The following is a 23465-nucleotide window of genomic DNA, read 5'->3' as shown; positions in this document are numbered from 1 at the left end:
CAGCGCTCACTGCCAATGCAGCGGCTGCCTGGCATCCAGCGCCGCCAGCTGATCGGCAAAGCGCGCTTCCAGTATGTTGCGGCGAATCTTCATGGTCGGGGTCATGCAGCCGTTGTCCACGGTCCAGGCTTCGCGCACCAGCACGAAGTGACTGACCCGCTCATGCGCCTGCAACTGCGCGTTGAGCTGTTGCAGGGTCTGCTGCAAATCAGCCGTGACCTGCTCACGCGGCTGCTCACGCGCGGCCGGTGAGAGCTCGATCAAGGCCAGCGGCTGATCGAGGTTACTGCCCATCAGGCAGACCTGCTCAACCCAGAGGTTTTTGGCTATTTCACCTTCGATGGGTGCCGGGGCGATGTACTTGCCCTTGCTGGTCTTGAAGATGTCTTTTACCCGCCCGGTGATCTTCAGGTAACCGGCCGCATCCACCTCGCCCTTGTCGCCGGTGTGCAACCAGCCATCGGTGATGGTTTCCGTGGTTTTCTCCGGGTCCAGGTAGTAGCCCAGCATCAGGCTCGGGCACTGCAGGAGGATCTCGCCATTCTCGGCGATGCGCAGCTGATTGCCCGGCATCGGCCGGCCCACCGTACCGAAGCGCACCTGCCCGGGACGGTTGAAGCAACCATAGGCAAAGTGCTCGGTCATGCCGTAGCCCTCGCAGATGGTCATGCCGATACTCTGATACCAGCCGAGCAACGCCGTTGGTATCGCCGCTGCGCCACTGACCAGAATACGTGCACGGTCCAGCCCCAGGCCCTTGCGAATCTTGCGTGCCACCAGCCCGCCAAGCAGCGGAATAGCCAACAGCCGCGCCAACTTGGCCTGCGGCAGTTTTTCCAGCACGCCCTGCTGAAAGCGCGTCCACAGACGCGGCACGGAGAAGAACACGGTGGGCCGAACATGGCGCAGGTCACTGGCAAAGGTTTCCAGTGACTCGGCAAAGGCCACCCGCCCGCCGCTGTAGAGCGCGTTCATTTCCACCAGGAAACGTTCGGCGGCGTGCGACAGCGGCAGGTAGGAGAAATACTGATCCTGCTCGGTGATCTGTAATTCCTTCACCGACTGGCTGCCGGCATAGGCAAAGGCCCTGGCCGAAAGCATCACGCCCTTGGGCTGCCCGGTGGTGCCGGAGGTGTAGAGAATGCTGAGCAGCGCGTCGACTGCCTGCTGATGGCCCTTGGCAAGCGGCGCATGCGCGGCCAACAGCGCATGCCAGCCATGTTCGGCCGCAAGCGTCGGGTATGGCATGGCGATGCGCACCACATCAGCTGGAATGCCCGCCTCCAGTTTGGCCGGTTCATCCAGCTTGCCGAGAAAGATCACCTTGCACTGCGAGTGACGCAGCACATAGTCGATGCTCTCGGCCGACTGCAACGGATACAGCGGCACACTGATCAACCCGGCCTGCATGATCGCCAGATCGGCAATCAACCATTCGGCGCAATTCTTCGCCAGCAGTGCCACCCGATCACCCGGCACGCAACCCAGTGCGAGCAAGGCACTGGCCATACGCCGCGCCTGCTCGTCGACCTGCGCCCAGGTAAAGTCATGCCAGTGGCCGTCTACTGGCTGGCTGAGCCAGACCGCATTCGGACGTTTCTCAACCCAGAGCGCCAGACGCTCCAGAGGCAGTTGCTCGTTCATCGCATTCCCTCGTTCTTATTGTTTTCCAAGCATCAACCCTGAGGCTTGGGTTGCCCGTTGTAACAGACAACCACCATGCAGGGTCAAGATCGCCTGGCAGGGCAAGCGTCTTACAGCTTCATGCCGCGGCTGATGATCTCCTTCATGATTTCCGAGGTGCCGGCGAAGATCCGCTGAATACGTGCGTTCGCGTACATCTTGCAGATCGGGTATTCCCACATGTAGCCCCAGCCACCGTGCAACTGCACGCCTTCATCGACCACCTTGCACAGCAGCTCAGTGGTAAACAGCTTGGCTTCGGCAGCCACTTCCGGGGTGAGCTTTTTCTGGTTGTGGTCCATCACACAGCGGTCGACAAACACCTGCGCCACGTCGATCTGCGTGCGCATTTCCGCCAGTTTGAAGCGGGTGTTCTGGAAGTGCGAAATCGGCCGGTCGAAGGCTTTGCGCTCCTTCACGTAATCAATGGTGGTCTGCAACGCTGCTTCAGCACCGGCCACCGCGCCGCAGGCGTTGGTCAGGCGCTCCTGGGCCAGCATGTTCATCAGGTAGAAGAAGCCGCCCTTGGCGTCGCCCAGCAGGTTGGCCTTGGGCACCTTGACGTTGTTGAAGAACAGCTCGGCGGTGTCCTGGCTCTTCATGCCGAGTTTTTCCAGGTTCTTGCCGCGCTCGAAACCTTCCATGCCACGCTCGACCAGGAACAGGCCCATGGCGTGCTTGTTGTTCGGATCAGTCTTGGCCGCCACGATCACCACATCGGCCAGCAAACCGTTGGAGATAAACACCTTGGAGCCGTTGAGCAGGTAATGGTCGCCCTTGTCCACCGCGTTGGTGCGCATACCGGCCAGGTCGGAACCGGCGCTCGGCTCGGTCATCGCCACCGCCAGGATCAGCTCGCCACTGATGATGCCTGGCATAAAGCGCGCTTTCTGCTCGGCATTGCCGTACTCGGCGATGTAGGGGCCGCACAAGGCCGAATGCAGCGGGATCATGAAGCCTGGCTCGTTAATCTTGGCCAGTTCCTCGCACATGATCTGCTCATAGCGGAAGTCCTTGAGCCCGGCACCGCCGTATTCCTCATCCGCCCAGGGCAGCAGAAAGCCCATGTCACCGGCCTTCTTCCACACCTCGCGGCTGACTACGCCCGCCGCTTCCCATTCATCCTGATAAGGCACCACTTCCTTCTTCAGAAAGGCGGCGAAGGCGTCGCGAAACATCGTATGTTCAGTGTCGAAAATCGTGCGCTGCATGCGAGTGTGCTCCCTGGGGGACTGAAGTCGTGCTGCAGGTTAGGCCGCCCTCCAGCCCGCCTCAATGACCCATGCGCTCAGCCTGGATTGACCCATTCGGTCATCCCCCGCGTAACGCCCGAGGCCATGGCCCAGGCATAAAAAAGCCCACCAAAAGGCGGGCTCAAATGCATCATTAATCTGTCAGCTCAGTTCGGGCTTGGCCGCTGCGGGCACAGGTTGCTCCTTGCCACCGCTGGCCAGTTCACGTTGCAGGGTGTCTTCATCCAGCTCCTTGCACCACTTGGCGACCACGATAGTCGCCACACCATTGCCGATCAGGTTGGTCAGCGCGCGGGCTTCGGACATAAAGCGGTCGATACCCAGAATCAGCGCCAAGCCGGCAACCGGCAGATGGCCCACCGCCGACAGCGTGGCCGCGAGCACGATAAAGCCGCTACCGGTAACCCCCGCCGCCCCCTTGGACGCCACCAGCAACACCAGCAACAGAGTGATCTGATGGGTCAGGTCCATCGGCGTATCAGTAGCCTGAGCGATAAACACCGCCGCCATGGTCAGATAGATCGATGTGCCGTCGAGGTTGAACGAGTAACCGGTCGGGATCACCAGCCCCACTACCGACTTCTTCGCCCCCAGTTTTTCCATCTTGGTCAGCATGCGCGGCAACACCGACTCGGACGACGAGGTGCCGAGCACAATCATCAGCTCTTCGCGGATGTACTTGATGAATTTGAGGATGCTGAAGCCATGGCTACGGGCAATACCGCCGAGCACCACGAGGATGAAGAACACGCAGGTGATGTAGAAGCAGATCATCAACTGACCCAGTTGCACCAGCGAGCCCACACCATACTGGCCGATGGTAAAGGCCATGGCACCAAAGGCACCGATGGGCGCGAGCTTCATGATCATGTTGATGATGCCGAACATCACCTGGGCAATGCGCTCGATAAACTCCAGCACTGGGCGGCCATAGTCACCCATACGCTGCAGCGCGAAGGCAAAGATCACCGAAAAGAACAGCACCTGAAGGATGTCGCCATTGGCGAACGCCCCCACCACGGTGACCGGGATCACATTAAGCAGAAAGCCGATGGTGCTCTGCTGCGCACCGGCCGAGGCATAAGCGGCGATGCTGTTGGCATCCAGAGTATTTGGGTCGATGTGCATGCCCACGCCGGGCTGCGCCAGGTTGACCACAATCAGGCCAATCACCAGCGCAATGGTGGAAACGATCTCGAAATACAGCAGCGCATAACCACCGGTCTTACCGACGGCCTTCATGTCCTGCATGCCGGCGATGCCGCTGACTACGGTGCAGAAGATGATCGGCGCAATCACCATCTTGATCAGTTTGACGAAGCCATCACCCAGCGGTTTGAGCGCCACACCGGTTTCTGGGTAGAAATGGCCAAGCAGAATACCAATGGTGATGGCCACCAGTACCTGTACATAGAGCATCTTGTAGAACGGTTGACGTGGCGCAGCGAGCGGCGTGGCGGTCATGGCAGAGGTCCTCAGCGATATTGCCCGGCAACGTCCATCGACACCGGCAACACCCGGATAAGCACTACCCCCCTTAACGATGGGGGACTTTTTGTCGGTGCACCTGGCGCACCTCGCGCGGCCTATCGCAAGCCCCATGCCACTCTGGGTTTATTTTTTAAATCCTTATAAATCAGCAACTTGAAAAAATAACTCGATTAGCAATTAGTTAATCTGGCGGATTCCCGCACGCCCATGGCCAGCCACGTGGCGGTTATCCCCAGCAAACCAATGACCAGCCAACAGCGCCTTGGCTTGTTGCACAGACCGGCGTGTGGCTACCATCGCCCGCCTATAACAACGAGCGAGCCCCCATGCGCGAACGCACCATCGCCAGCCACTTTGTCCGCGCGGCCTTACGCGGCGCCGAACGCCAGGGCCACGACTGCACGCCGCTGCTGCGCCAGCTGAGCATCCAACCAGCGCTGCTCGACGAACCGCGCGCACGGGTCGCACCCGAGCAATTCGCCCGCCTGGTGCAACTGCTGTGGGAAAGTCTCGACGACGAATACCTGGGTTTCGGCCGCATGCGCAGCAAGCGCGGCACCTTCGCCATGATGTGTTACGCGATCATCCACTGCCATTCCCTGGAAAAAGCCCTGGGCCGTGGCGCGCTGTTCTACAGCCTGTTCCCCGAGGCCCCGGCCATCAGCATCCAGCGCGAAGGCGACTGGGCGCGGCTAAGCGTGGACGACTCAACCCTGTGGGACCCCGACCACTTTCTGGTGGAAAGCCTGCTGGTGATCTGGCATCGCCTCGGTAGCTGGCTGATCGGCCAACGCATCCGCCTGGAAGAAGCCACCTTTACCTACAGCCAACCGGCGCATGCCAGCGAATACGAACTGCTCTTCCCCTGCACGCGGCGCTTCACCGCCGGGCGTACCAGCCTGCTGTTCCACGCGCGCTACCTGGCCATGCCGCTGTTGCAGGATGAACGCACCCTCAAACAATTCCTCCAGCACTCCCCCGCCGACCTACTGGCCCGCCCGGATGGCGGCGACAGCCTGATCAGCCAAATCCGCCGCCTGCTTGGCCGCGACTGCAGCAACTGGCCGGACCTGGATGCCGTCGCCCAACAACTGCACATGAGCCCACAAACCCTGCGTCGCCATTTGCGCGAGGAAGGCTCAAGCTTTCAGGAACTCAAAGACCATCTACGCCGCGACCTGGCGATTTACCACCTGGGGCGTGATGAGTTGGCGATTCAGGATATTGCCGAGCAGCTTGGGTTTTCCGAGCCGTCTGCGTTTCATCGGGCGTTTAAAAAGTGGACCGGATTAACCCCGGGGGCCTATCGGGCGCAGGAAGGGTAAGGCAGCAAAGTTGCCGACTGCATGCAGCACACGGGCGTTTATGACGCATTCTGGGCTGCAGTGAAAGCGCACGTGGTCTGGCTACCTCTCTTCGCCGTGATTTCGAGACATTTTCAACACATCTACTAGACAGCCTTGGAACCGATCAGTAGCGTCTGGACATTACGACACTTGAGCTGGTTTGGTGCGCGTTGCCATTCATGTCGCTTTTTCACCTCACTTAGCCGCGTTGAACATTCACGCTTCTAAGCAAATCAAAGGGTTGCTACTGAATCGCCCCTAGTTTCGTAGACACCTCCAAGCCTTAAACTGAGGCCCATTAGGAGGTGCCATGAGCAACCAGCGTTATCCCGAAGAATTCAAAATCGAAGCAGTCAAGCAAGTGACCGAACGCGGCCTACCTGTTGCCGAGGTAGCGGCTCGTTTAGGCATGTCCGTGCACAGCCTTTATGCATGGGTGAAGCGCTACAACAAACCCCAAGAGCAGCGTGAGCAGGAAGACGATCAGCAAGCCGAATTACGTCGTTTACGTGCGGAACTCAAGCGCGTTACTGAAGAGCGAGACATCCTAAAAAAGGCCGCCGCGTACTTTGCCAAGGAGTGCGGCTGAAGTACGCCTTTATCAATAAGCTGTCATCGGAATACCCTGTTCGCCGTTTGTGCCTGACCCTTAAAGTCCATGCGAGTGGTTACTACGCCTGGCTTGCTGAGCCCAAGTCAGCAAGGGCCAAAGATGATCAGCGCTTGCTCGGCCTGATCAAACACTCATGGCTGGAAAGCGGCGGTGTCTACGGGTATCGAAAAATCCATGACGATCTGCGCGAGCTGGGCGAACAGTGCGGCAGACACCGCGTTGCTCGACTGATGCGTCAAGAAGGACTGCGGTCGCAGACGGGTTATCGACGCCGTCCAGGCCGTTACGGTGGCAAGCCTCCAGTGGCCTCACCGAACCACTTGGAGCGCCGATTCAATGTCACTGAACCCAACAAGGTCTGGGTTACGGACATAACCTACATTCGCACCTACGAAGGATGGCTGTACTTGGCGGTGGTGCTCGACCTGTTTTCGCGACAGGTGATCGGTTGGTCGATGAAACCGCAAATGACCAGTGACTTGGCTATCGATGCATTGCTGATGGCGGTTTGGCGGCGTAAGCCAAAGCAAGAAGTGATGATCCACTCTGACCAGGGCAGTCAGTTCAGCAGTGGCGATTGGCAGAGTTTTCTGAAAGCCAACAACTTGCTGGGCAGCATGAGTAGGCGCGGCAATTGTCACGACAATGCTGTGGCGGAAAGCTTCTTCCAGTTGCTGAAGCGGGAGCGGATCAAGCGAAAGATCTACAGCACCAGGCAGGATGCTCGTGGCGACGTGTTCGATTACATCGAGATGTTTTACAACCCAAAACGCCGACATGGTTTCAACAATCAGCTGTCACCGGTAGAGTTTGAGAAGCGACATTTACTAAGCTTGGAAAGTGTCTAAGAAATCCGGGGCGATTCAGACCGGTTATCACCAGGCGATTACCCGTCGCGTGCTGAAAAAGCCATTCGTCATGATTCAGCGCAATTTTTTTGTCCCTATTGCCTGTAGGGTCTAGCCTGACTGCTACGCATGAATGGAGTCAGCCGAGATGCCTACCACTGACCGCGACGCCCCCAGTAAACGCAAGGAAACCCGCTTGTTCCTGTTTCTGGTGGTGTGCTTCTTCCCCCTGCTGTCCATCGCCCTGGTCGGTGGTTACGGCTTCTTTATCTGGTTTATGCAGATGCTGATTGGCCCACCGGGGCCGCCTAGCTGACAGCCCCGCCTGATTCACCCCATGGAGCCACGGAACATGGCCGAAACCCTGCATATCGCCAGCCTGCTGGTACACGCCCGTCCCGAACTGTTCGAGGCGGTAAAAGCCAATCTGCGCCTGCTTGACGGTGTTGAACTGCATCAGCAAAGCCCGCTGGGCAAGCTGGTGGTGGTACTGGAAACCGCAAACGAACAACAGATTCTTGAGCGCATCGATCAGATCAGCCACCTGCCGGGCGTACTCAACGCCGCGCTGGTTTATCACGAATTGCTCAGCCCCGAAGGAGTCGACGAATGAGCTTAACCCGCCGCCAATTCGCCAAGGCCAACGCCGCCGCCATTGCTGCCGCAGCGGCCGGCCTGCCGCTCGCCACTTCGGCGAGCAACCTGATCACCGAAGCAGACCTTACCGCGCTGAACTGGAACAAAGCCCCCTGCCGCTTCTGCGGCACCGGTTGCAGCGTGATGGTGGCGACCAAGGACAACCGCGTGGTGGCCACCCACGGCGACGTCAAGGCCGAGGTCAACCGCGGGTTGAACTGCGTCAAAGGCTACTTTCTGTCGAAGATCATGTACGGCGTCGACCGCCTGACCCAGCCGCTGCTGCGCATGAAGAACGGCGTGTACGACAAGCAGGGCGAGTTCCAGCCGATCAGCTGGGAACAGGCTTTCGACATCATGGAGTTGAAGTTCAAGGAAGCGCTGAAGAACAAAGGCCCCGAGTCGGTCGGCATGTTCGGCTCCGGGCAGTGGACGGTGTGGGAAGGCTACGCAGCCAATAAGCTGATGAAGGCCGGCCTGCGCAGCAACAACATTGACCCCAACGCGCGCCACTGCATGGCCTCGGCGGTGATGGGTTTTATGCGCACCTTTGGTGCCGACGAGCCGATGGGCTGCTATGACGACATCGAAGCCGCCGATGTGTTTGTGCTGTGGGGCTCGAACATGGCCGAGATGCACCCGATCCTGTGGAGCCGGGTCACCGACCGTCGCCTGAGCTATCCGCAAACCAAGGTGGCAGTGCTGTCCACTTTCGAGCACCGCAGCTTCGAGCTGGCCGACATTCCCATGGTGTTCAAGCCGCAGACTGATCTGCTGATCCTCAACTACATCGCGAACCACATCATCGAAAGCGGTGCGGTAAACCAGAACTTCGTCAGCCAGCACACCAAGTTCGCCAAGGGGGCCGACGATATCGGCTACGGCCTGCGCCCGGACAATCCGCTGGAGATGCAGGCGAAGAACGCAGACAAGGCCAATACCTGGACGGATATGTCCTTCGAGCAGTTCGCCGCTTTCGTCAAACCCTACACCCTGGAGCGCACCGCCAAGGAAACCGGCGTGCCGGCCGAGCGTCTCAAAGCGCTGGCCGAGCTGTATGCCGACCCCAAGCGCAAGGTCATGTCGTTCTGGACCATGGGTTTCAACCAGCATACGCGCGGCGTGTGGGCCAACAACCTGATCTACAACATCCACCTGCTCACCGGCAAAATCAGCGAGCCGGGCAACAGCCCCTTCTCGCTCACCGGCCAGCCTTCGGCCTGCGGCACCGCCCGTGAAGTGGGCACCTTCGCTCACCGCCTGCCGGCCGATCTGGTGGTGACCAACCCCAAGCACCGCGCCACGGCGGAAAAAATCTGGAAGATTCCGGCCGGCACCATTCAGGAGAAGGTCGGTTTCCACGCCGTGCAGCAGAGTCGCATGCTCAAGGACGGCGTGCTCAACGTCTACTGGACCCAGGCCAGCAACAATATGCAGGCCGGGCCGAACATCATGGGCGAGGTACTGCCAGGTTGGCGTAACCCGGACAACTTCGTGATTGTTTCCGATGTGTACCCCACCGTCTCGGCCCAGGCCGCCGACCTGATTCTGCCCAGCGCCATGTGGGTGGAAAAGGAAGGCGCATATGGCAATGCCGAGCGTCGTACGCAGTTCTGGCATCAACTGGTCAGCGCACCTGGCGATGCCAAGTCGGATCTGTGGCAGTTGGTGGAGTTCTCCAAACGCTTTACCACCGATGAGGTCTGGCCCGCCGAGCTGCTGGCCAGCTCGCCGCAACACAAGGGCAAGACCCTGTATCAGGTGCTGTTCGCCAATGGCCAGGTCGATCAGTTCCCCAGCGAGCAGATCGAAGCCGGCTACCTCAATGATGAAGCCAAGGCCTTCGGCTTCTACCTGCAAAAAGGCTTGTTCGAGGAGTACGCCCAGTTCGGCCGTGGCCACGGCCATGACCTGGCGGACTTCGACCGTTACCACAGCGAACGTGGCATGCGCTGGCCAGTGGTGGATGGCCAAGAAACCCGCTGGCGCTACCGAGAGGGCCTCGACCCCTATGTGGCCAAGGGTAGTGGTGTGCAGTTCTACGGCTACCCGGACAAGAAGGCGATCATCTTCGCCCTGCCCTACGAGCCCGCCGCTGAATCTCCGGATACCGACTACCCGTTCTGGCTCAGCACCGGCCGGGTGCTGGAGCACTGGCACACCGGCAGCATGACCCAGCGCGTCGAAGAGCTGCACAAGGCGGTACCCGACGCCCTGGTGTACATGCACCCGGATGACGCCAAGGCGCTCAATGCGCGGCGTGGCAGCGAAGTGAAGATCATCAGCCGGCGCGGTGAAATGCGTGCACGTATCGAAACCCGCGGACGCAACAAACCACCACAGGGTCTGGTGTTCGTGCCGTTCTTCGACGCGCGCAAGCTGATCAACAAGGTCACCCTGGACGCCACCGATCCGATCTCCAAGCAGACCGATTACAAGAAGTGTGCGGTGAAGATCGAACTGATCAGCGTGGCCTGAGGAGAAGCCTGATGAACTATCGCCTACTGCCTTTATTGCTGCTGGCCGCCTTCGGCATCGCCGTGGCTGCCGAGGTCAACTACCCGCTGGACGCTCCAGCCCCGGATGGCCGCCGCGCTGGTGGCACCATCAGCCAGAGCCTGCCGGCCCCACCCATCGCCAACGAGGAAAACAAGGACCTCAAGCGCGAACGTAACTACCCCGAGCAACCGCCGACCATCCCCCACAGCATCAGTGGCTACCAGATCGACAAGAACGGCAACAAGTGCCTGACCTGCCACAGCCGCGCAGGCAGCGCGCGCACCCAGGCGCCGATGATCAGCATCACCCATTACATGGACCGCGACGGCCAGGCGCTGGCGGCAGTCTCGCCACGGCGCTACTTCTGCACCCAGTGCCATGTCTCGCAAAACGAGGTGCAGCCGCTGGTGGGCAACAGTTTCGAGACCATCGACAAGCTGTTGCAGGACGAAGCCAATGCCCCGGCCAAACCCTGAGGAGGCGTCATGAAGTCATTGTTCGCCCTGCTCAAGGATTACTGGGGCATCCTGCGTCGCCCGAGCGTGCATTACAGCCTGGGCTTTCTCACGCTTGGCGGTTTTATCGCCGGGATCATTTTCTGGGGCGGCTTCAACACCGCGCTGGAGGCCACCAACACCGAGCAGTTCTGCATTTCCTGCCATGAAATGCGCGACAACGTGTATGTCGAGCTGAAGGACACCATCCACTACAGCAACCGCTCCGGGGTACGCGCCACCTGCCCGGATTGCCACGTGCCGCATAAATGGACCGACAAGATTGCGCGCAAGATGCAGGCTTCAAAAGAGGTATGGGGCAAGATCTTCGGCACCATCAACACCCGCGACAAGTTCCTCGCCCATCGCCGCGAACTGGCTGAACACGAGTGGGCGCGGCTTAAAGCCAATGACTCGCTGGAATGCCGTAACTGCCACAACTTCGAATTTATGGACTTCACCCGCCAAGGCCAGCGTGCCCGGCAGATGCACTCCACGGCCCTGGCCAGCGGCGCAGCTACCTGCATTGATTGCCATAAAGGCATCGCCCACAAACTGCCCGATATGAGTGGAGTGCCAGGCTGGTAAACGTCCGAGCAAAAAGTGCCCGACGCAATTTAAACGTTGTACGGCGACGGCTCTGAGAGTAACCAGCCATAGCTGGCAGGCAAAAAAAAACGGGAGCCCAAATGGGCTCCCGCACTCAATCTCAGAGAAATGCAGGTACACGCCTCACGCATGCACCTGCTACAACCTCACCTGCGTCTCCTTAGAAACGCATGACCCAGTGTGGCAAAAAAACCGCGATCACTCCGTTTAGCTTTGTTGCCGCTTTGCAAAGAATTGTAAACAGCACCGCCGACTGGCCGACACGTCACGCACGCGGCAGAATGCGCCCATGACTACAGACTACCTGCCAGCTTGCTGCACAGCGCTCAGCACCCACTGGCCATTGCCCCATCAATTACCGTCGCTGCAGCTGTGCAGCACCCGTTTCGACCCCGCGCTGCTGCACAGCGAGGATTTCCAGCGCTGCGCCATTACCCCGGTAACAGGCGTTGCCAAGCGTCAGGCCGAATACCTGGCCGGCCGCCTGTGTGCTCGCACGGCCTTGGGCCAACTGACCGGCATGGCGACCGTTCCCGGCAGCGGCGAAAACCGTGCGCCACAATGGCCAGCCGGTACGCTGGGCTCAATCACCCATGGCAGTGGCTGGGCAGGCGCAGTGGTGGGCAACAGCTCGGATTGGCGCGGCCTGGGTCTGGATATCGAACGCATCATGCCGGCCAGCCGCGCCGAACGCCTGGTCGGGGAAATCCTCACTCCGGCAGAACTGATCCGCCTGGACAGCCTACCCATAGAACAGCGTGCCCAGTACATCAGCCTGACCTTCTCACTCAAGGAAAGTCTGTTCAAGGCGCTCTACCCGCAGGTGCTACGGTACTTCTACTTTCAGGATGCAGAGCTGCTCAGCGTCACCACAGACAACAGAGTGCGTATGCGCCTGCTGATTGACCTGCATACCGACTGGCCGGCCGGCAGTGAGCTGGAAGGCCAGTTCGCCGAGTTCGACGGCTACCTGCTCAGCCTGATCAGCATCCCGCGCTGATCTGTCGAGCGGCGCCGCCCAAAGCCTGGGGCAAATCCGTTAAACTCGGCCGATTGCCGCCCGGAGTGCCCCATGCGCGAAGATTTGAATCAAGGCCTGATCGAATTCCTCAAGGCCTCGCCCACCCCTTTCCATGCCACCGCCAGCCTGGCTTTGCGTCTTGAAGCGGCCGGTTTTCAGCACCTGGATGAGCGCGCCAGTTGGCACACCGAGACCGGTGGCCGCTATTACGTGACGCGCAACGACTCCTCGATAATCGCCTTCAAACTGGGTAAGCGCTCGCCTCTGGAAGGCGGCATCCGCCTGGTCGGCGCACACACCGACAGCCCATGCCTGCGCGTCAAACCGCAACCCGAGCTGCAACGCCAGGGCTTCTTTCAGCTCGGTGTCGAGGTGTACGGCGGCGCGCTGCTCGCGCCCTGGTTTGACCGTGACCTATCGCTGGCCGGGCGTGTCACTTACCGCCGCGACGGCAAGGTGGAAAGCCAGTTGATCGACTTCCAGAACCCGATTGCGGTAATCCCCAACCTGGCTATTCACCTCAACCGTGAAGCCAACCAGGGCTGGGCGATCAATGCGCAGAACGAACTGCCGCCAATTCTCGCCCAACTCGCGGGTAGCGAAGCAGCAGACTTCCGCGCGCTGATCACCGACCAACTGGCCCGTGAACATGACTTCAGCGCCGATGCGGTGCTCGACTACGAGCTGAGTTTCTACGACACCCAGAGCGCGGCAGTAATAGGCCTGAACAGCGACTTTATCGCCGGTGCGCGGCTGGACAATCTGCTGTCCTGCTACGCCGGGTTGCAGGCGCTGCTCGCCGCACCGGATGAGGAAAGCTGCGTGCTGGTCTGTACCGACCATGAAGAAGTCGGCTCCTGCTCGGCCTGTGGCGCTGACGGCCCGATGCTCGAACAGGTATTGCGCCGCGTGCTGCCGGACGGCGATGCCTTCGTGCGGACCATCCAGCGCTCGCTGCTGGTCTCGGCGGACAACGCCCACGGCGTGCACCCCAACTACGCCGACAAGCACGACCAGAACCATGGCCCCAAGCTCAACGCCGGCCCGGTCATCAAGATCAACAGCAACCAGCGTTACGCCACCAATAGCGAAACCGCCGGTTTCTTCCGCCACCTGTGCCTGGAAAACGAAGTGCCGGTGCAGAGCTTCGTCACCCGCAGCGACATGGGTTGTGGCTCGACCATCGGCCCGATCACCGCCAGCCAGTTGGGCGTGCGCACCGTGGATATCGGCTTGCCGACCTTCGCCATGCACTCGATCCGCGAACTGGCCGGCAGCCATGACCTGGCGCATCTGGTGAAAGTGCTGACGGCGTTTTACGCCAGTGCTGAACTGCCCTGACGCCCTCTATTTACAAGCTCGCGACGTCGTAGGGTGGTTGGATAAAGCGCCTCCGCCCTACAGAGTTACCATCACTCCGGCACCTCAACGCTCACATGCAGGGCATCGTGGCGCCAGAACTCCAGGTCGCAGTCGATCAGCCGGCCATGCTGGTCGCGGTTGATCCGCACGATGCGCAGCGCGGGGCTCCCCACCGCCACTTTCAAGGCTGAAGCGGCTTCGCTGTGCAACGCCGTGGGTACCATATCGAAACGCACTCGCCCGTAATGAATGCCGTACTCACTGGCATACAGCTCGGTCAGCGAACGGGTCAGGTCGAAATCCAGAATACCAGCGAAATAGTTAGGGTTGAGGTAGTGCTCGACATACAGCACCAGACGCCCGTCGATTCGCCGCGCACGCCGGATCTGGTACACGCTGGACAGCGCTGGCAAGGCCAACAACTGGCAGATTTCCGCACTGGCGGGAATCTGCTTGGCACTCAGCACTTCGGTGGCGGGCACCCGACCCTGCTCGCCGACCATGGCATGGAAGTGGCTGCGCACCAACGGGTTATAGGTCACCCGTGGCGGTGAGACAAACCAGCCACGGCGGTCCTCACGGTAGATCAGCCCTTGCGCTTCCAATTGCCCCAGCGCTTCACGCAGGGTGATCCGCGTGGTGTCGAACACTTCGCTGAGCTTGCGCTCGGCCGGCAACTGGCTGCCCGATGGCAACAGGCCGTGTTCGATCTGTTCTTCCAATGCCCGGCATATAGCGGTGACTGCCCGCGGCGCTTCATCGCGCATCAAGACCTCCGAATTTGGACTAGTCCAGCCCCATTCAGGGGCAATAACCACTGCCTGCAGCGGTTTTAAAAGCATGTTTCAAGTTTAAGCAGTCTTGATAAACAGACCATGACAATAATCTTTCAGCCCATCCATTTATCGGTAACGCACCGCCCATACCGCAATTAATCGGCACCCGAGTGATGGTCTACGCTTGCTGATCAGCCGTTGCCAACGCCTCTACGCGGCCATTTGATAACGAATGTACATAAAACTGTCATTACACAAGCCTAAAGTGGCGCAAGTCTTGCTGATCTAGACCAGATGCTTAACTTCGCACGCATATCACTCGCAAAGGAGTTTCCAATGAAACAACTGCTGCTGGCTTCACTGATGGGCTCTGCCATCGCCCTGGCGACTTCCGCTATGGCGGCCGGGACGGACTTGAAAGCACTGGAACAAGCCGCACGCGCAGAAGGCGCGGTAAACAGTGTGGGCATGCCTGACAGCTGGGCCAACTGGAAAGATACCTGGGCTGACCTGAACAAACTCTACGGCCTCAAGCACATGGACACCGACATGAGCTCGGCCCAGGAAATCGCCAAATTCGCCGCCGAGAAAGACAACGCTACCGCCGACATCGGCGACGTCGGTGCCGCCTTCGGCCCCATCGCTGTGCAGCAGGGTGTTACCCAAGCCTACAAACCGAGCACCTGGGAACAGATCCCGAGCTGGGCCAAGGATGCCGATGGCCACTGGATGCTCGCCTACACCGGCTCCATCGCTTTTATCGTCAACAAACAGCTGGTCAAGGACGTGCCACGCTCCTGGGCTGATCTGAAACAGGGCAAATACAAGGTCGCCATCGGTGATGTCAGCGCTGCCGCCCAGGCCGTTAACGGTGTACTGGCAGCCTCCATCGCCAATGGTGGCGACGAGAGCAACATTCAGCCGGGCCTGGATTTCTTCGCTGAAATCGCCAAACAGGGCCGTCTGGGCCTGTCCAATCCGACCATCCAGACCCTGGAAAAAGGCGAAGTGGAAGTGGGCATCGTCTGGGACTTTAATGGCCTGTCCTACCGTGGCCAGATCGACCCCGATCGCTTTGAAGTGCTGATCCCGTCCGACGGTTCGGTGATCTCCGGCTACAGCACCATCATCAACAAGTATGCCAAGCACCCCAACGCCGCCAAACTGGCGCGTGAGTACATCTTGAGCGATGCCGGGCAGATCAACCTGGCCAAGGGCAATGCCCGGCCGATTCGTGCCGAGCACCTGACTCTGCCAGCCGAGGTACAGGCCAAACTGCTGCCGAATGAGCAGTACGCCAAGGTCCAGCCGATCAAAAACCCGGCGGCCTGGGAAGCCACCGCCAAAGCACTGCCACAGCTGTGGCAGGAACATGTGATCATCGAAATGCAGTAACTGCTGACCCACGGCCCGGCGCTCGCCGGGCTGTGTTTTTGCTCAAGGAAATCGCTCGATGAAACACAACGTCATCCTGGTGGTACTGGATGGACTGAATTACGAGGTGGCCCGCCATGCGCTGGGCCATCTGCAGGCCTACTGCGGCGCTGGCCGCGCCGCGCTGTACAAGCTCGAATGCGAACTGCCTTCGCTGTCGCGCCCACTCTATGAATGCATCATGACCGGCGTGGCGCCGATCGACAGTGGCATCGTGCACAACGATGTGGTGCGTCTGTCGAAGGAGCGCAGCATCTTCCACTATGCCCGTGCTGCCGGTCTGTCTACCGCGGCGGCGGCCTATCACTGGATCAGCGAGCTGTATAACCGCGCGCCCTTCGATGCCGCCCGCGACCGCCATACCAGTGACCCTGACCTGCCGATTCAGCAGGGCCATTTCTATTACGCCGACCACTACCCGGACTCGCACCTGTTTGCCGATGCCGAGCACCTGCGTGTGCAGCACCGGCCGAATTTCCTCCTGGTACACCCGATGAACATCGACGACGCCGGCCACAAACACGGTCTGGATTCGCCGCAATACCGCAACAGCGCCAGACACGCCGACCTGTTGTTGGCCGAGTACCTGCAACGCTGGCTGGATGCTGGCTATCAGGTGCTGGTGACGGCTGACCACGGCATGAACAACGACCACTCGCACAACGGCCTGCTGCCGGAAGAGCGCGAAGTGCCACTGTTCGTCGTCGGCAACGCGTTCAACCTGGATGGCAGCGCGCAACCACGCCAAACCGAGCTGTGCGGCACTATCTGCACCCTGCTCGGCGCGGCCCATGACAAACCCTGGTGCAAGGAGCTGCTCAAGTGACGGCAAGTAACCCCCGCGGCAAGTGGCTGGCCCTGCTGTGCCTGCTGCCCTTCGCGGTATTTTTTATCGCCTTCCAGATCGCCCCACTGGTGTGGGTGGCGGTGCACAGCCTGAGCGTTGGTGACAGCTGGGGCCTGGGCAACTACGAGAAGATCTTCAGCTCCAAGTTCTACTTGCAGGCAATCAAGCACAGCCTGCAGATCGCCTTCTGGTCGAGCCTGTTCGGCATCGTGATTGCCGTGCTCGGCAGCTACTCGCTGCGCCAGGTTGACTCGAAGCTGCGCGACTTCGTCATGGCCTTCTCCAACATGACCAGCAACTTCGCCGGGGTGCCGCTGGCCTTTGCCTTCATCATCATCCTCGGCTTCAACGGCGCGTTGACCCTGCTGCTCAAGCAAGCCGGGATCATCGAAGATTTCAACCTGTACTCCAAAACCGGCTTGATCGTGCTGTACACCTACTTCCAGATTCCCCTTGGCGTGCTGTTGCTGTACCCGGCCTTCGACGCTCTACGGGAGGACTGGCGCGAGTCCGCTGCCCTGCTCGGCGCCGGCACCTGGGACTTCTGGCGACATATCGGCATTCCGGTACTGACCCCGGCGTTGCTTGGCACCTTCGTCATCTTGCTGGCCAACGCCCTGGGCGCCTACGCCACGGTGTACGCGCTGACCACCGGCAACTTCAACGTACTGCCGATTCGTATTGCCGCCATGGTCGCCGGTGATATCAGCCTCAACCCAGACATGGCCAGCGCTCTGGCGATGGTGCTGGTGGGCCTGATGGTGGTGATCACGGCCGCGCACCAGTGGCTGCTGAAGAGGAGCTACCATGTCGCACGCTGATGCCAAGCCAGCCGCCCTGTATCACCGCGTGGTGGTCTGGCTGCTGTTTCTGATCCTGCTCTTGCCGCTGGCCGGCACCCTGATCTACTCGCTGTCCACCAGCTGGTCGGCGACCATTCTGCCGTCCGGGCTGACCTTCAAGTGGTATGTAGCGCTGTGGAGCGATACGCGCTTTCTCACCGCCTTTGGCCAGTCGTTGCTGGTGTGCTTCGCTGCGCTGTTGCTGTCAGTGCTGCTGATTCTGCCGCTGCTGTTTGTCGTGCATTACCACTTCCCCAAACTCGACGGGCTGATGAACGTGCTGATTCTGCTGCCGTTCGCCGTTCCGCCGGTGGTGTCCTCAGTCGGCCTGTTGCAGGTCTATGGCTCCGGCCCGCTGGCCATGGTCGGCACGCCATGGATTCTGATTGGTTGCTACTTCACCGTGGCCCTGCCGTTTATGTACCGGGCGATCACCAACAACCTGCAAGCGATCAACCTGCGCGACCTGATGGACGCCGCACAGCTGCTCGGCGCCAGTACCTGGCAGGCGGCCTTCCTGGTGGTGCTGCCGAACCTGCGCAAGGGCCTGATGGTCTCGCTGTTTCTCTCGTTCAGCTTCCTGTTCGGCGAGTTCGTGTTCGCCAACCTGCTGGTCGGCACCCGCTATGAAACCCTGCAGGTCTACCTGAACAACATGAAAAACAGCAGCGGCCACTTCAACAGCGCGCTGGTGATCTCCTACTTCTTCTTCGTGCTGATCTTCACCTGGGCAGCCAATCGCCTGAATAAGGACAGACCATGAGTTACCTGAGCATTCGCGGCCTACATAAGAGCTACGGCAGTACGCCCATCTTCAGCGAAATCGATTGTGAAATCGGCAAGGGCGAGTTCATCACCCTGCTCGGCCCGTCTGGTTGCGGTAAATCCACCCTGCTGCGCTGCATTGCCGGGTTAACCGGGGTGAATGGCGGCCAGATCATCCTTGACGGTCAGGATCTGGTGCCGCTGACGCCACAAAAACGCGGCATCGGCATGGTGTTCCAGAGCTACGCGCTGTTTCCCAACATGAACGTGGCACAGAACGTAGCCTTCGGCCTGCGCATGCAGAAGGTCAAGGGCAGCGAAGCCGAACAGCGGGTCAAACAGGTGCTGGAACTGGTCGAACTCAACGACTTCGCCGAACGCTACCCACATCAGCTCTCCGGCGGCCAGTGCCAGCGCGTGGCCCTGGCCCGCTCCCTGGTCACTCGCCCGCGCCTGCTGCTGCTCGATGAGCCGCTGTCGGCGCTGGATGCGCGGATTCGCAAACACCTGCGCGAACAGATTCGCAGCATCCAGCAGGAGCTGGGCCTGACCACCATTTTCGTCACCCACGACCAGGAAGAAGCCCTGGTCATGAGCGACCGCATTGTGTTGATGAATGCCGGCAAGATCGTCCAGAGCGGCAATGCAGAAAGCCTCTACAGCGCGCCGGTGGATGCCTTTGCGGCAGGATTTATCGGCAACTACAACCTGCTGGATACCGACGCCGCCAGCCGCTTGTTGCTACGCCCGATCAACAGCCGCGTGGCGATCCGCCCGGAAGCCATCCAGATCGGGGTACAGGGTGCAATCGAAGGGCAGATTCACAGCCATCGCCTGCTCGGCAACGTGATCCGTTACCGCGTCGAGGCGCGGGGCGTCGAACTGCTGGTGGACGTGCTCAATCGCTCCCCCGCTGACCTGCTGGCCAGCGGCCAACGCATCAACCTGAATATTGAAGACAACGCAATCTGTGAGGTGGCCTGATGGCCCTGGCAATTTTCGACCTGGATGAAACCCTGATCGGCGGCGACTGTGCCAGCCTGTGGAGCCAGGAAATGGTCAAGCTCGGCTGGGCCGACGCGGACAGCTTTATCGCCCAGGAACAGGTGCTAATGCAGCAGTACGCCGCCGGCAGCCTGGCCATGGAAGACTACATGGCCTTCACCCTGTCGCCCCTGGTCGGGCGCACGGCTGAGGAAGTTGCCCACGTGGTCGAACCCTTTGTGGAAGATGTCATTGAGCCGATTTTCTACAGCGACGCAACCCGCTGCCTGGCGCAACACCGAGCCGCTGGCGACCGGATTCTGGTGATCTCGGCTTCGGCGCATTTTCTGGTCAGTGCGATTGCAGAACGCCTGAAGATCGAGGAAGTACTGGCCATCGACCTGGAACAGCAGCACGGCCACTACAGCGGCCGCACCCAGGGCGTGCTGACCTACCGCGAAGGCAAAGTCATTCGCCTGCAAGCGTGGCTGCAGGAACAGGGCGAAACCCTTGACGGGGCCTACTTCTACTCGGACTCACGCAACGATCTGCCACTGCTGCAGGTGGTCACCAATCCCCACGTGGTCAACCCTGACGCCACCTTGTTGCAGCACGCGCAGCAGGCCGGCTGGCCAATCCTCAACTGGCGCTGAACCCGCACTAACCTTCATTCAGGCCTGCATGGCCCAGCCATGCACATTCATCGCCGCCTGGCGTAGCGCCTCCGAGCGCGTCGGGTGGGGATGGCAGATCAGCGCGATGTCTTCAGCCGAGGCACTGAACTCCAGCGCCACGCAGTATTCGCCGATCAGCTCACCGGCGCTGGGGCCGATGATATGCACGCCGAGAATCTGGTCGGTGCGCTCATCGGCCAGCACTTTGACGAAGCCTTCGGCCTCGTGGTTGATCTTCGCCCGGCTGTTGGCGGTAAAGGGAAACTTGCCGACCTTGTAAGCGCACCCTTCAGCCTTCAACTGCTCTTCGGTCTTGCCCACGGTGGCAACTTCCGGCTTGGTGTAGATCACTCCGGGAATCGCCTGGTAATTGACCTCGGCGGCATGCCCGGCAATCCGTTCGATACAGGCGATGGCTTCATCTTCGGCCTTATGCGCGAGCATCGGCCCAGAGGTCACGTCGCCGATAATCCAGATGCCCGGAACGCTGCTGCGGTGCTGCTGATTTTCCAGCATGCCGCGCTTGTCGGTGGCGAGGCCTACGGTTTCCAAGCCCAAGCCAGCGGTATAGGGGCGGCGACCAATCGCAACCAGCACATAGTCCGCCTGTAATGGCTCAACAGCGCCACCTGCAGCGGGCTGCAGGTCAAGGGTTACCCCTTTGGCCGTGGCCTTGGCGGCGCTGACCTTGGTCGCCAGTTTGAAATTCATGCCCTGCTTGCTCAGGGTGCGCTGCAGGGTTTTCGCGGTTTCGTTGTCCAGGCCTGGACAAATGCGGTCGAGATACTCCACCACCGTCACTTCACTGCCCAAACGCCGCCACACCGAACCCAGCTCCAGGCCGATCACTCCGGCACCGATCACCACCAGGTGCTTGGGCACTTGCGGCAAGGCCAGCGCGCCAGTCGAATCGAGAATGCGCTGGTTATCAATGGTCACTCCCGGCAGTGGCGTCGGCTCCGAGCCGGTGGCGATCACGATGTCCTTGGCCGTAAGCTCACGCACACTGCCATCGGCGAGGGTTACCGTGACCTTGCCCGGCCCGTTCAAGCGACCCCAGCCCTTGATCCACTCGACCTTGTTCTTGCGAAACAGAAACTCGATGCCCTTGGTCAGGGCCGTTACGCTCTCATCCTTCTGCTTCATCATCTGCGCCAGATTGAGCGTCGGTTTGACCTCGATACCGAGGTTATTCAGCTCGCCACTGGTCGCCGCTTCATACAGCTCCGAGGCATGCAGCAAGGCCTTCGACGGCATGCAGCCGACATTCAGGCAAGTACCACCGAGGGTCTCGCGGCCCTCGATGCAGGCGACCTTGAGGCCCAGTTGTCCGGCGCGGATGGCTGCGTTGTAGCCGCCGGGGCCGCCACCGATGATCAGCACGTCATAGTTGCTCATGGAATTGCTCCTGGGTTAGCCAACCAGCGCCGCGTTCGCTGCCGGCCGTGGGCGCAGCAGGTGGAAGGCGCAGAACGCCGCTATGGCAAATAAACTGTTCAGCAACACCATAGGCCACGCCGAGCCATCCGCCAGCAGGCTGAGCAGGACGCCGCTGCAGGTAGCACCGGCCATTTGCGCAAAGCCCATAAAGCCTGCGGCCAGCCCAGCGCGGTGGGCATTGGGAATCACCGCACCAGCCACCGATGCCGGCAGCAACATGCCGCCACCCAAGGTAACCAATACCTGGGGTATCGACAGCCCGAGCAGCGACAAACCAAACAGCAGATAGATCGCCAAGGTGGCCAGTGCGCCGCTCGCCACCAGCGCCGCGCCTATGCCGACGATCTTCTGCGGGCCCAATTGCAGAATGCGCCGCTGGGTGAACAGCGCGCCGGCAATCAGCGCCGAAACAATTGCCGCGAAGGTGATACCAAATTGCGCCGTGCTCAACCCCAGCAGGCCGATGTATACGGCCGATGAGCCGGCGATCACGGCGAACATCGCGCCATAGGTGCAGGCCAGCGTCAGAGCCAGCGCGCGGAACGAAGCGGCGCGCAGCAGATCGGCATAGTTGCCGGCCAAGCGGCTGAGCTGCCCCGCCTGCGGGTCAAGCTGCGGATTGCTTTCGCGGTACAAGCCCAACACTGCGCAAACAATGCCGACGCCGATCAGCAGCGCCAGGGCAATCGGTACGCGCCAGCCGCCATACAGCGTCAGCACACCACCGAGCATGGGTGAAAGGACGATGGCGCAGAGCATACCGATCACCGTCAGCGCCAATGCAGGCCCAGCCTGGGCCTGCCACACATCGCGCACGATGGCCCGCGCCAACACCAGCGCCGTACAGGCACCAATGCCCTGCAACACGCGGGCAGCGATAAATTCACTCATGCTGCCGGCCAGCAGCATCCACAGGGTCGCCAGCAGGTAGACCAGCAACCCGGCAATCAGCACCGGACGCCGGCCGATTCGGTCCGACAAGGGGCCAAGCCATAACTGGCCCAAGCCAAAAGCCGCGACGAAAGCCGATAACGCCAGCAGGCTGCTACCCGGTTGTGCGGCCATGATCAGCTCGATAGCGCCAAGGCTTGGAATGATCAGTTGCGTGGAGATTTCGCCGAGAGCCGTCAACGCCACCAGCATCAACAACAGGCGGCGCGACGGTAGTGGATGGGCGTGCATGGCGTGTCCCTTAATTTTCAGCGGCAGTGGCTTGCCATTTATTAATATTTCGGTCGTAATGTAAACAATAAAATTACACTCGAAATATAAAACGTAAACCCAAGCAGAGGCCCCCATGAGCATCCCATCACGCGAAGAAAAACTGGCCGAATGGCTCGCCGCCGAACAGGCCATGCGCGCCAGCCTTGGTGCACCCGGCAGCATGAGCCTGGCGCAGGTCAGCGAACTGTTACCGCAGGAGTTCTTTGACGGTATCGGCCGCGGCGAACTGCCCTCGCCGCCCATCGGTCACCTGCTGGATTTCATCCCACTGGAGTGGTCACCCGGTCGTTTTCTCTTCCAGGGCACGCCCGATGAACGTCACTACAACCCCCTGGGCAGCGTACACGGTGGTTACGCCGCCACCCTGCTCGACTCCTGCATGGGTTGCGCCATCCACACCCAGCTGCAACGCGGCCAGGGTTACACCACCACCGACCTGCGCATCAGCTATATCCGGGCCCTGAGCAAGAAAATCGGCCCGGTTCGCGCCGAGGGGCGCATCGTCCATCTCGGCCGCACCACCGCACTGGCCGAGGGGCGTATCTATGACGTCGACGACCGCCTGTATGCCGTGGGCTCAACCACCTGCCTGATTCTCAACATGCCCGGCTGAGCCCGGCTTTG

At 60.4% G+C, this 23465-nt stretch carries 22 protein-coding genes; 16 read left to right on the top strand and 6 right to left on the bottom strand.

From position 1 onward, the window contains the following. Nucleotides 1-6: 6 nt before the first annotated feature. The 3 genes from IOD17_RS08770 to IOD17_RS08760 form a co-directional block, all read right to left on the bottom strand. Complete coding sequence (locus IOD17_RS08770; RefSeq protein ID WP_233684719.1) at nt 7-1644, bottom strand: AMP-binding protein; 1638 nt, start codon at nt 1642-1644, stop codon at nt 7-9. A gap of 110 nt (nt 1645-1754) precedes the next feature. Then, nucleotides 1755-2894, bottom strand: coding sequence for an acyl-CoA dehydrogenase family protein (locus IOD17_RS08765; RefSeq protein WP_233684718.1), 1140 nt, complete (start codon nt 2892-2894; stop codon nt 1755-1757). Between the two features lie 183 nt (nt 2895-3077). After that, complete coding sequence (locus IOD17_RS08760; RefSeq protein WP_233684717.1) at nt 3078-4400, bottom strand: dicarboxylate/amino acid:cation symporter; 1323 nt, start codon at nt 4398-4400, stop codon at nt 3078-3080. Nucleotides 4401-4753: 353 nt separating this feature from the next. Here IOD17_RS08760 and IOD17_RS08755 point away from each other — a divergent pair, with 353 nt between their 5' ends. The 9 genes from IOD17_RS08755 to IOD17_RS08715 all read left to right on the top strand — a co-directional run bounded on the left by IOD17_RS08755 (nt 4754) and on the right by IOD17_RS08715 (nt 13834). Beyond that, nucleotides 4754-5752: an AraC family transcriptional regulator gene (locus tag IOD17_RS08755; protein ID WP_233684716.1), complete on the top strand. Its 999-nt coding sequence runs from the start codon at nt 4754-4756 to the stop codon at nt 5750-5752. Nucleotides 5753-6083: 331 nt separating this feature from the next. Then, nucleotides 6084-7234 (top strand): IS3 family transposase gene (locus IOD17_RS08750; RefSeq protein WP_233684715.1). Its coding sequence is split into 2 segments (ribosomal slippage): nt 6084-6327 and nt 6327-7234, totalling 1152 coding nucleotides; the frame shifts between segments, so codons are not numbered across the junction. 148 nt (nt 7235-7382) lie between these two features. After that, nucleotides 7383-7550 carry a periplasmic nitrate reductase, NapE protein gene (locus IOD17_RS08745; protein ID WP_233684714.1) on the top strand — a complete coding sequence of 56 codons (168 nt, stop codon included), beginning with the start codon at nt 7383-7385 and terminating at the stop codon, nt 7548-7550. Between the two features lie 36 nt (nt 7551-7586). Continuing rightward, complete coding sequence (locus IOD17_RS08740) at nt 7587-7847, top strand: chaperone NapD (protein ID WP_233684713.1); 261 nt, start codon at nt 7587-7589, stop codon at nt 7845-7847. Further along, a complete protein-coding gene (gene napA / locus IOD17_RS08735) occupies nt 7844-10348 on the top strand; it encodes a nitrate reductase catalytic subunit NapA (protein WP_233684712.1) in 2505 nt (834 codons plus the stop codon). Before IOD17_RS08740 ends, napA begins: the two co-directional genes overlap by 4 nt. Before the next feature lie 11 nt (nt 10349-10359). After that, a complete protein-coding gene (locus tag IOD17_RS08730; RefSeq protein ID WP_233684711.1) occupies nt 10360-10845 on the top strand; it encodes a nitrate reductase cytochrome c-type subunit in 486 nt (161 codons plus the stop codon). Between the two features lie 9 nt (nt 10846-10854). Then, a complete protein-coding gene (locus tag IOD17_RS08725) occupies nt 10855-11451 on the top strand; it encodes a cytochrome c3 family protein (RefSeq protein WP_233684710.1) in 597 nt (198 codons plus the stop codon). Nucleotides 11452-11761: 310 nt separating this feature from the next. Beyond that, on the top strand, nt 11762-12472 hold the full coding sequence (locus IOD17_RS08720; RefSeq protein ID WP_233684709.1) for a 4'-phosphopantetheinyl transferase family protein: 711 nt from the start codon (nt 11762-11764) through the stop codon (nt 12470-12472). Nucleotides 12473-12544: 72 nt separating this feature from the next. Continuing rightward, nucleotides 12545-13834 carry a M18 family aminopeptidase gene (locus IOD17_RS08715; protein ID WP_233684708.1) on the top strand — a complete coding sequence of 430 codons (1290 nt, stop codon included), beginning with the start codon at nt 12545-12547 and terminating at the stop codon, nt 13832-13834. A gap of 71 nt (nt 13835-13905) precedes the next feature. Here IOD17_RS08715 and IOD17_RS08710 read toward each other — a convergent pair whose 3' ends face one another. Further along, complete coding sequence (locus tag IOD17_RS08710; protein ID WP_233684707.1) at nt 13906-14622, bottom strand: UTRA domain-containing protein; 717 nt, start codon at nt 14620-14622, stop codon at nt 13906-13908. A 345-nt stretch (nt 14623-14967) separates the two neighbouring features. Between IOD17_RS08710 and IOD17_RS08705 the strand changes: the two genes are divergently transcribed. From IOD17_RS08705 to IOD17_RS08680, 6 genes are read left to right on the top strand one after another with little or no spacing between them, the layout of a single operon-like run. Then, on the top strand, nt 14968-16026 hold the full coding sequence (locus IOD17_RS08705; protein ID WP_233684706.1) for an ABC transporter substrate-binding protein: 1059 nt from the start codon (nt 14968-14970) through the stop codon (nt 16024-16026). 58 nt (nt 16027-16084) lie between these two features. After that, nucleotides 16085-16891: an alkaline phosphatase family protein gene (locus IOD17_RS08700; RefSeq protein WP_233684705.1), complete on the top strand. Its 807-nt coding sequence runs from the start codon at nt 16085-16087 to the stop codon at nt 16889-16891. Next, nucleotides 16888-17733 (top strand): ABC transporter permease, encoded by an 846-nt coding sequence (locus tag IOD17_RS08695; protein WP_233684704.1) that lies wholly within the window; start codon nt 16888-16890, stop codon nt 17731-17733. The genes IOD17_RS08700 and IOD17_RS08695 overlap by 4 nt, the downstream gene beginning before the upstream one ends. Beyond that, a complete protein-coding gene (locus IOD17_RS08690; protein ID WP_233684703.1) occupies nt 17720-18517 on the top strand; it encodes an ABC transporter permease in 798 nt (265 codons plus the stop codon). The genes IOD17_RS08695 and IOD17_RS08690 overlap by 14 nt, the downstream gene beginning before the upstream one ends. Continuing rightward, a complete protein-coding gene (locus IOD17_RS08685; RefSeq protein ID WP_233684702.1) occupies nt 18514-19503 on the top strand; it encodes an ABC transporter ATP-binding protein in 990 nt (329 codons plus the stop codon). Before IOD17_RS08690 ends, IOD17_RS08685 begins: the two co-directional genes overlap by 4 nt. Next, on the top strand, nt 19503-20156 hold the full coding sequence (locus IOD17_RS08680; protein ID WP_233684701.1) for an HAD family hydrolase: 654 nt from the start codon (nt 19503-19505) through the stop codon (nt 20154-20156). The genes IOD17_RS08685 and IOD17_RS08680 overlap by 1 nt, the downstream gene beginning before the upstream one ends. A gap of 18 nt (nt 20157-20174) precedes the next feature. Here IOD17_RS08680 and lpdA read toward each other — a convergent pair whose 3' ends face one another. Together lpdA and IOD17_RS08670 are read right to left on the bottom strand one after the other, a co-directional pair. Continuing rightward, a complete protein-coding gene (gene lpdA, locus IOD17_RS08675) occupies nt 20175-21575 on the bottom strand; it encodes a dihydrolipoyl dehydrogenase (RefSeq protein WP_233684700.1) in 1401 nt (466 codons plus the stop codon). A 15-nt stretch (nt 21576-21590) separates the two neighbouring features. Next, nucleotides 21591-22799 carry an MFS transporter gene (locus IOD17_RS08670; protein ID WP_233684699.1) on the bottom strand — a complete coding sequence of 403 codons (1209 nt, stop codon included), beginning with the start codon at nt 22797-22799 and terminating at the stop codon, nt 21591-21593. A 115-nt stretch (nt 22800-22914) separates the two neighbouring features. Here IOD17_RS08670 and IOD17_RS08665 point away from each other — a divergent pair, with 115 nt between their 5' ends. Further along, nucleotides 22915-23454 (top strand): PaaI family thioesterase, encoded by a 540-nt coding sequence (locus IOD17_RS08665; RefSeq protein ID WP_233684698.1) that lies wholly within the window; start codon nt 22915-22917, stop codon nt 23452-23454. The last annotated feature ends 11 nt before the right edge of the window (nt 23455-23465 follow it).

It is taken from the genome of Pseudomonas anguilliseptica, from assembly GCF_021375795.1.
GTDB lineage: Bacteria > Pseudomonadota > Gammaproteobacteria > Pseudomonadales > Pseudomonadaceae > Aquipseudomonas > Aquipseudomonas anguilliseptica_A.
The sequence above is the reverse complement of the archived record's forward strand: the minus strand, read 5'-3'. Positions and strand labels throughout refer to the sequence as shown.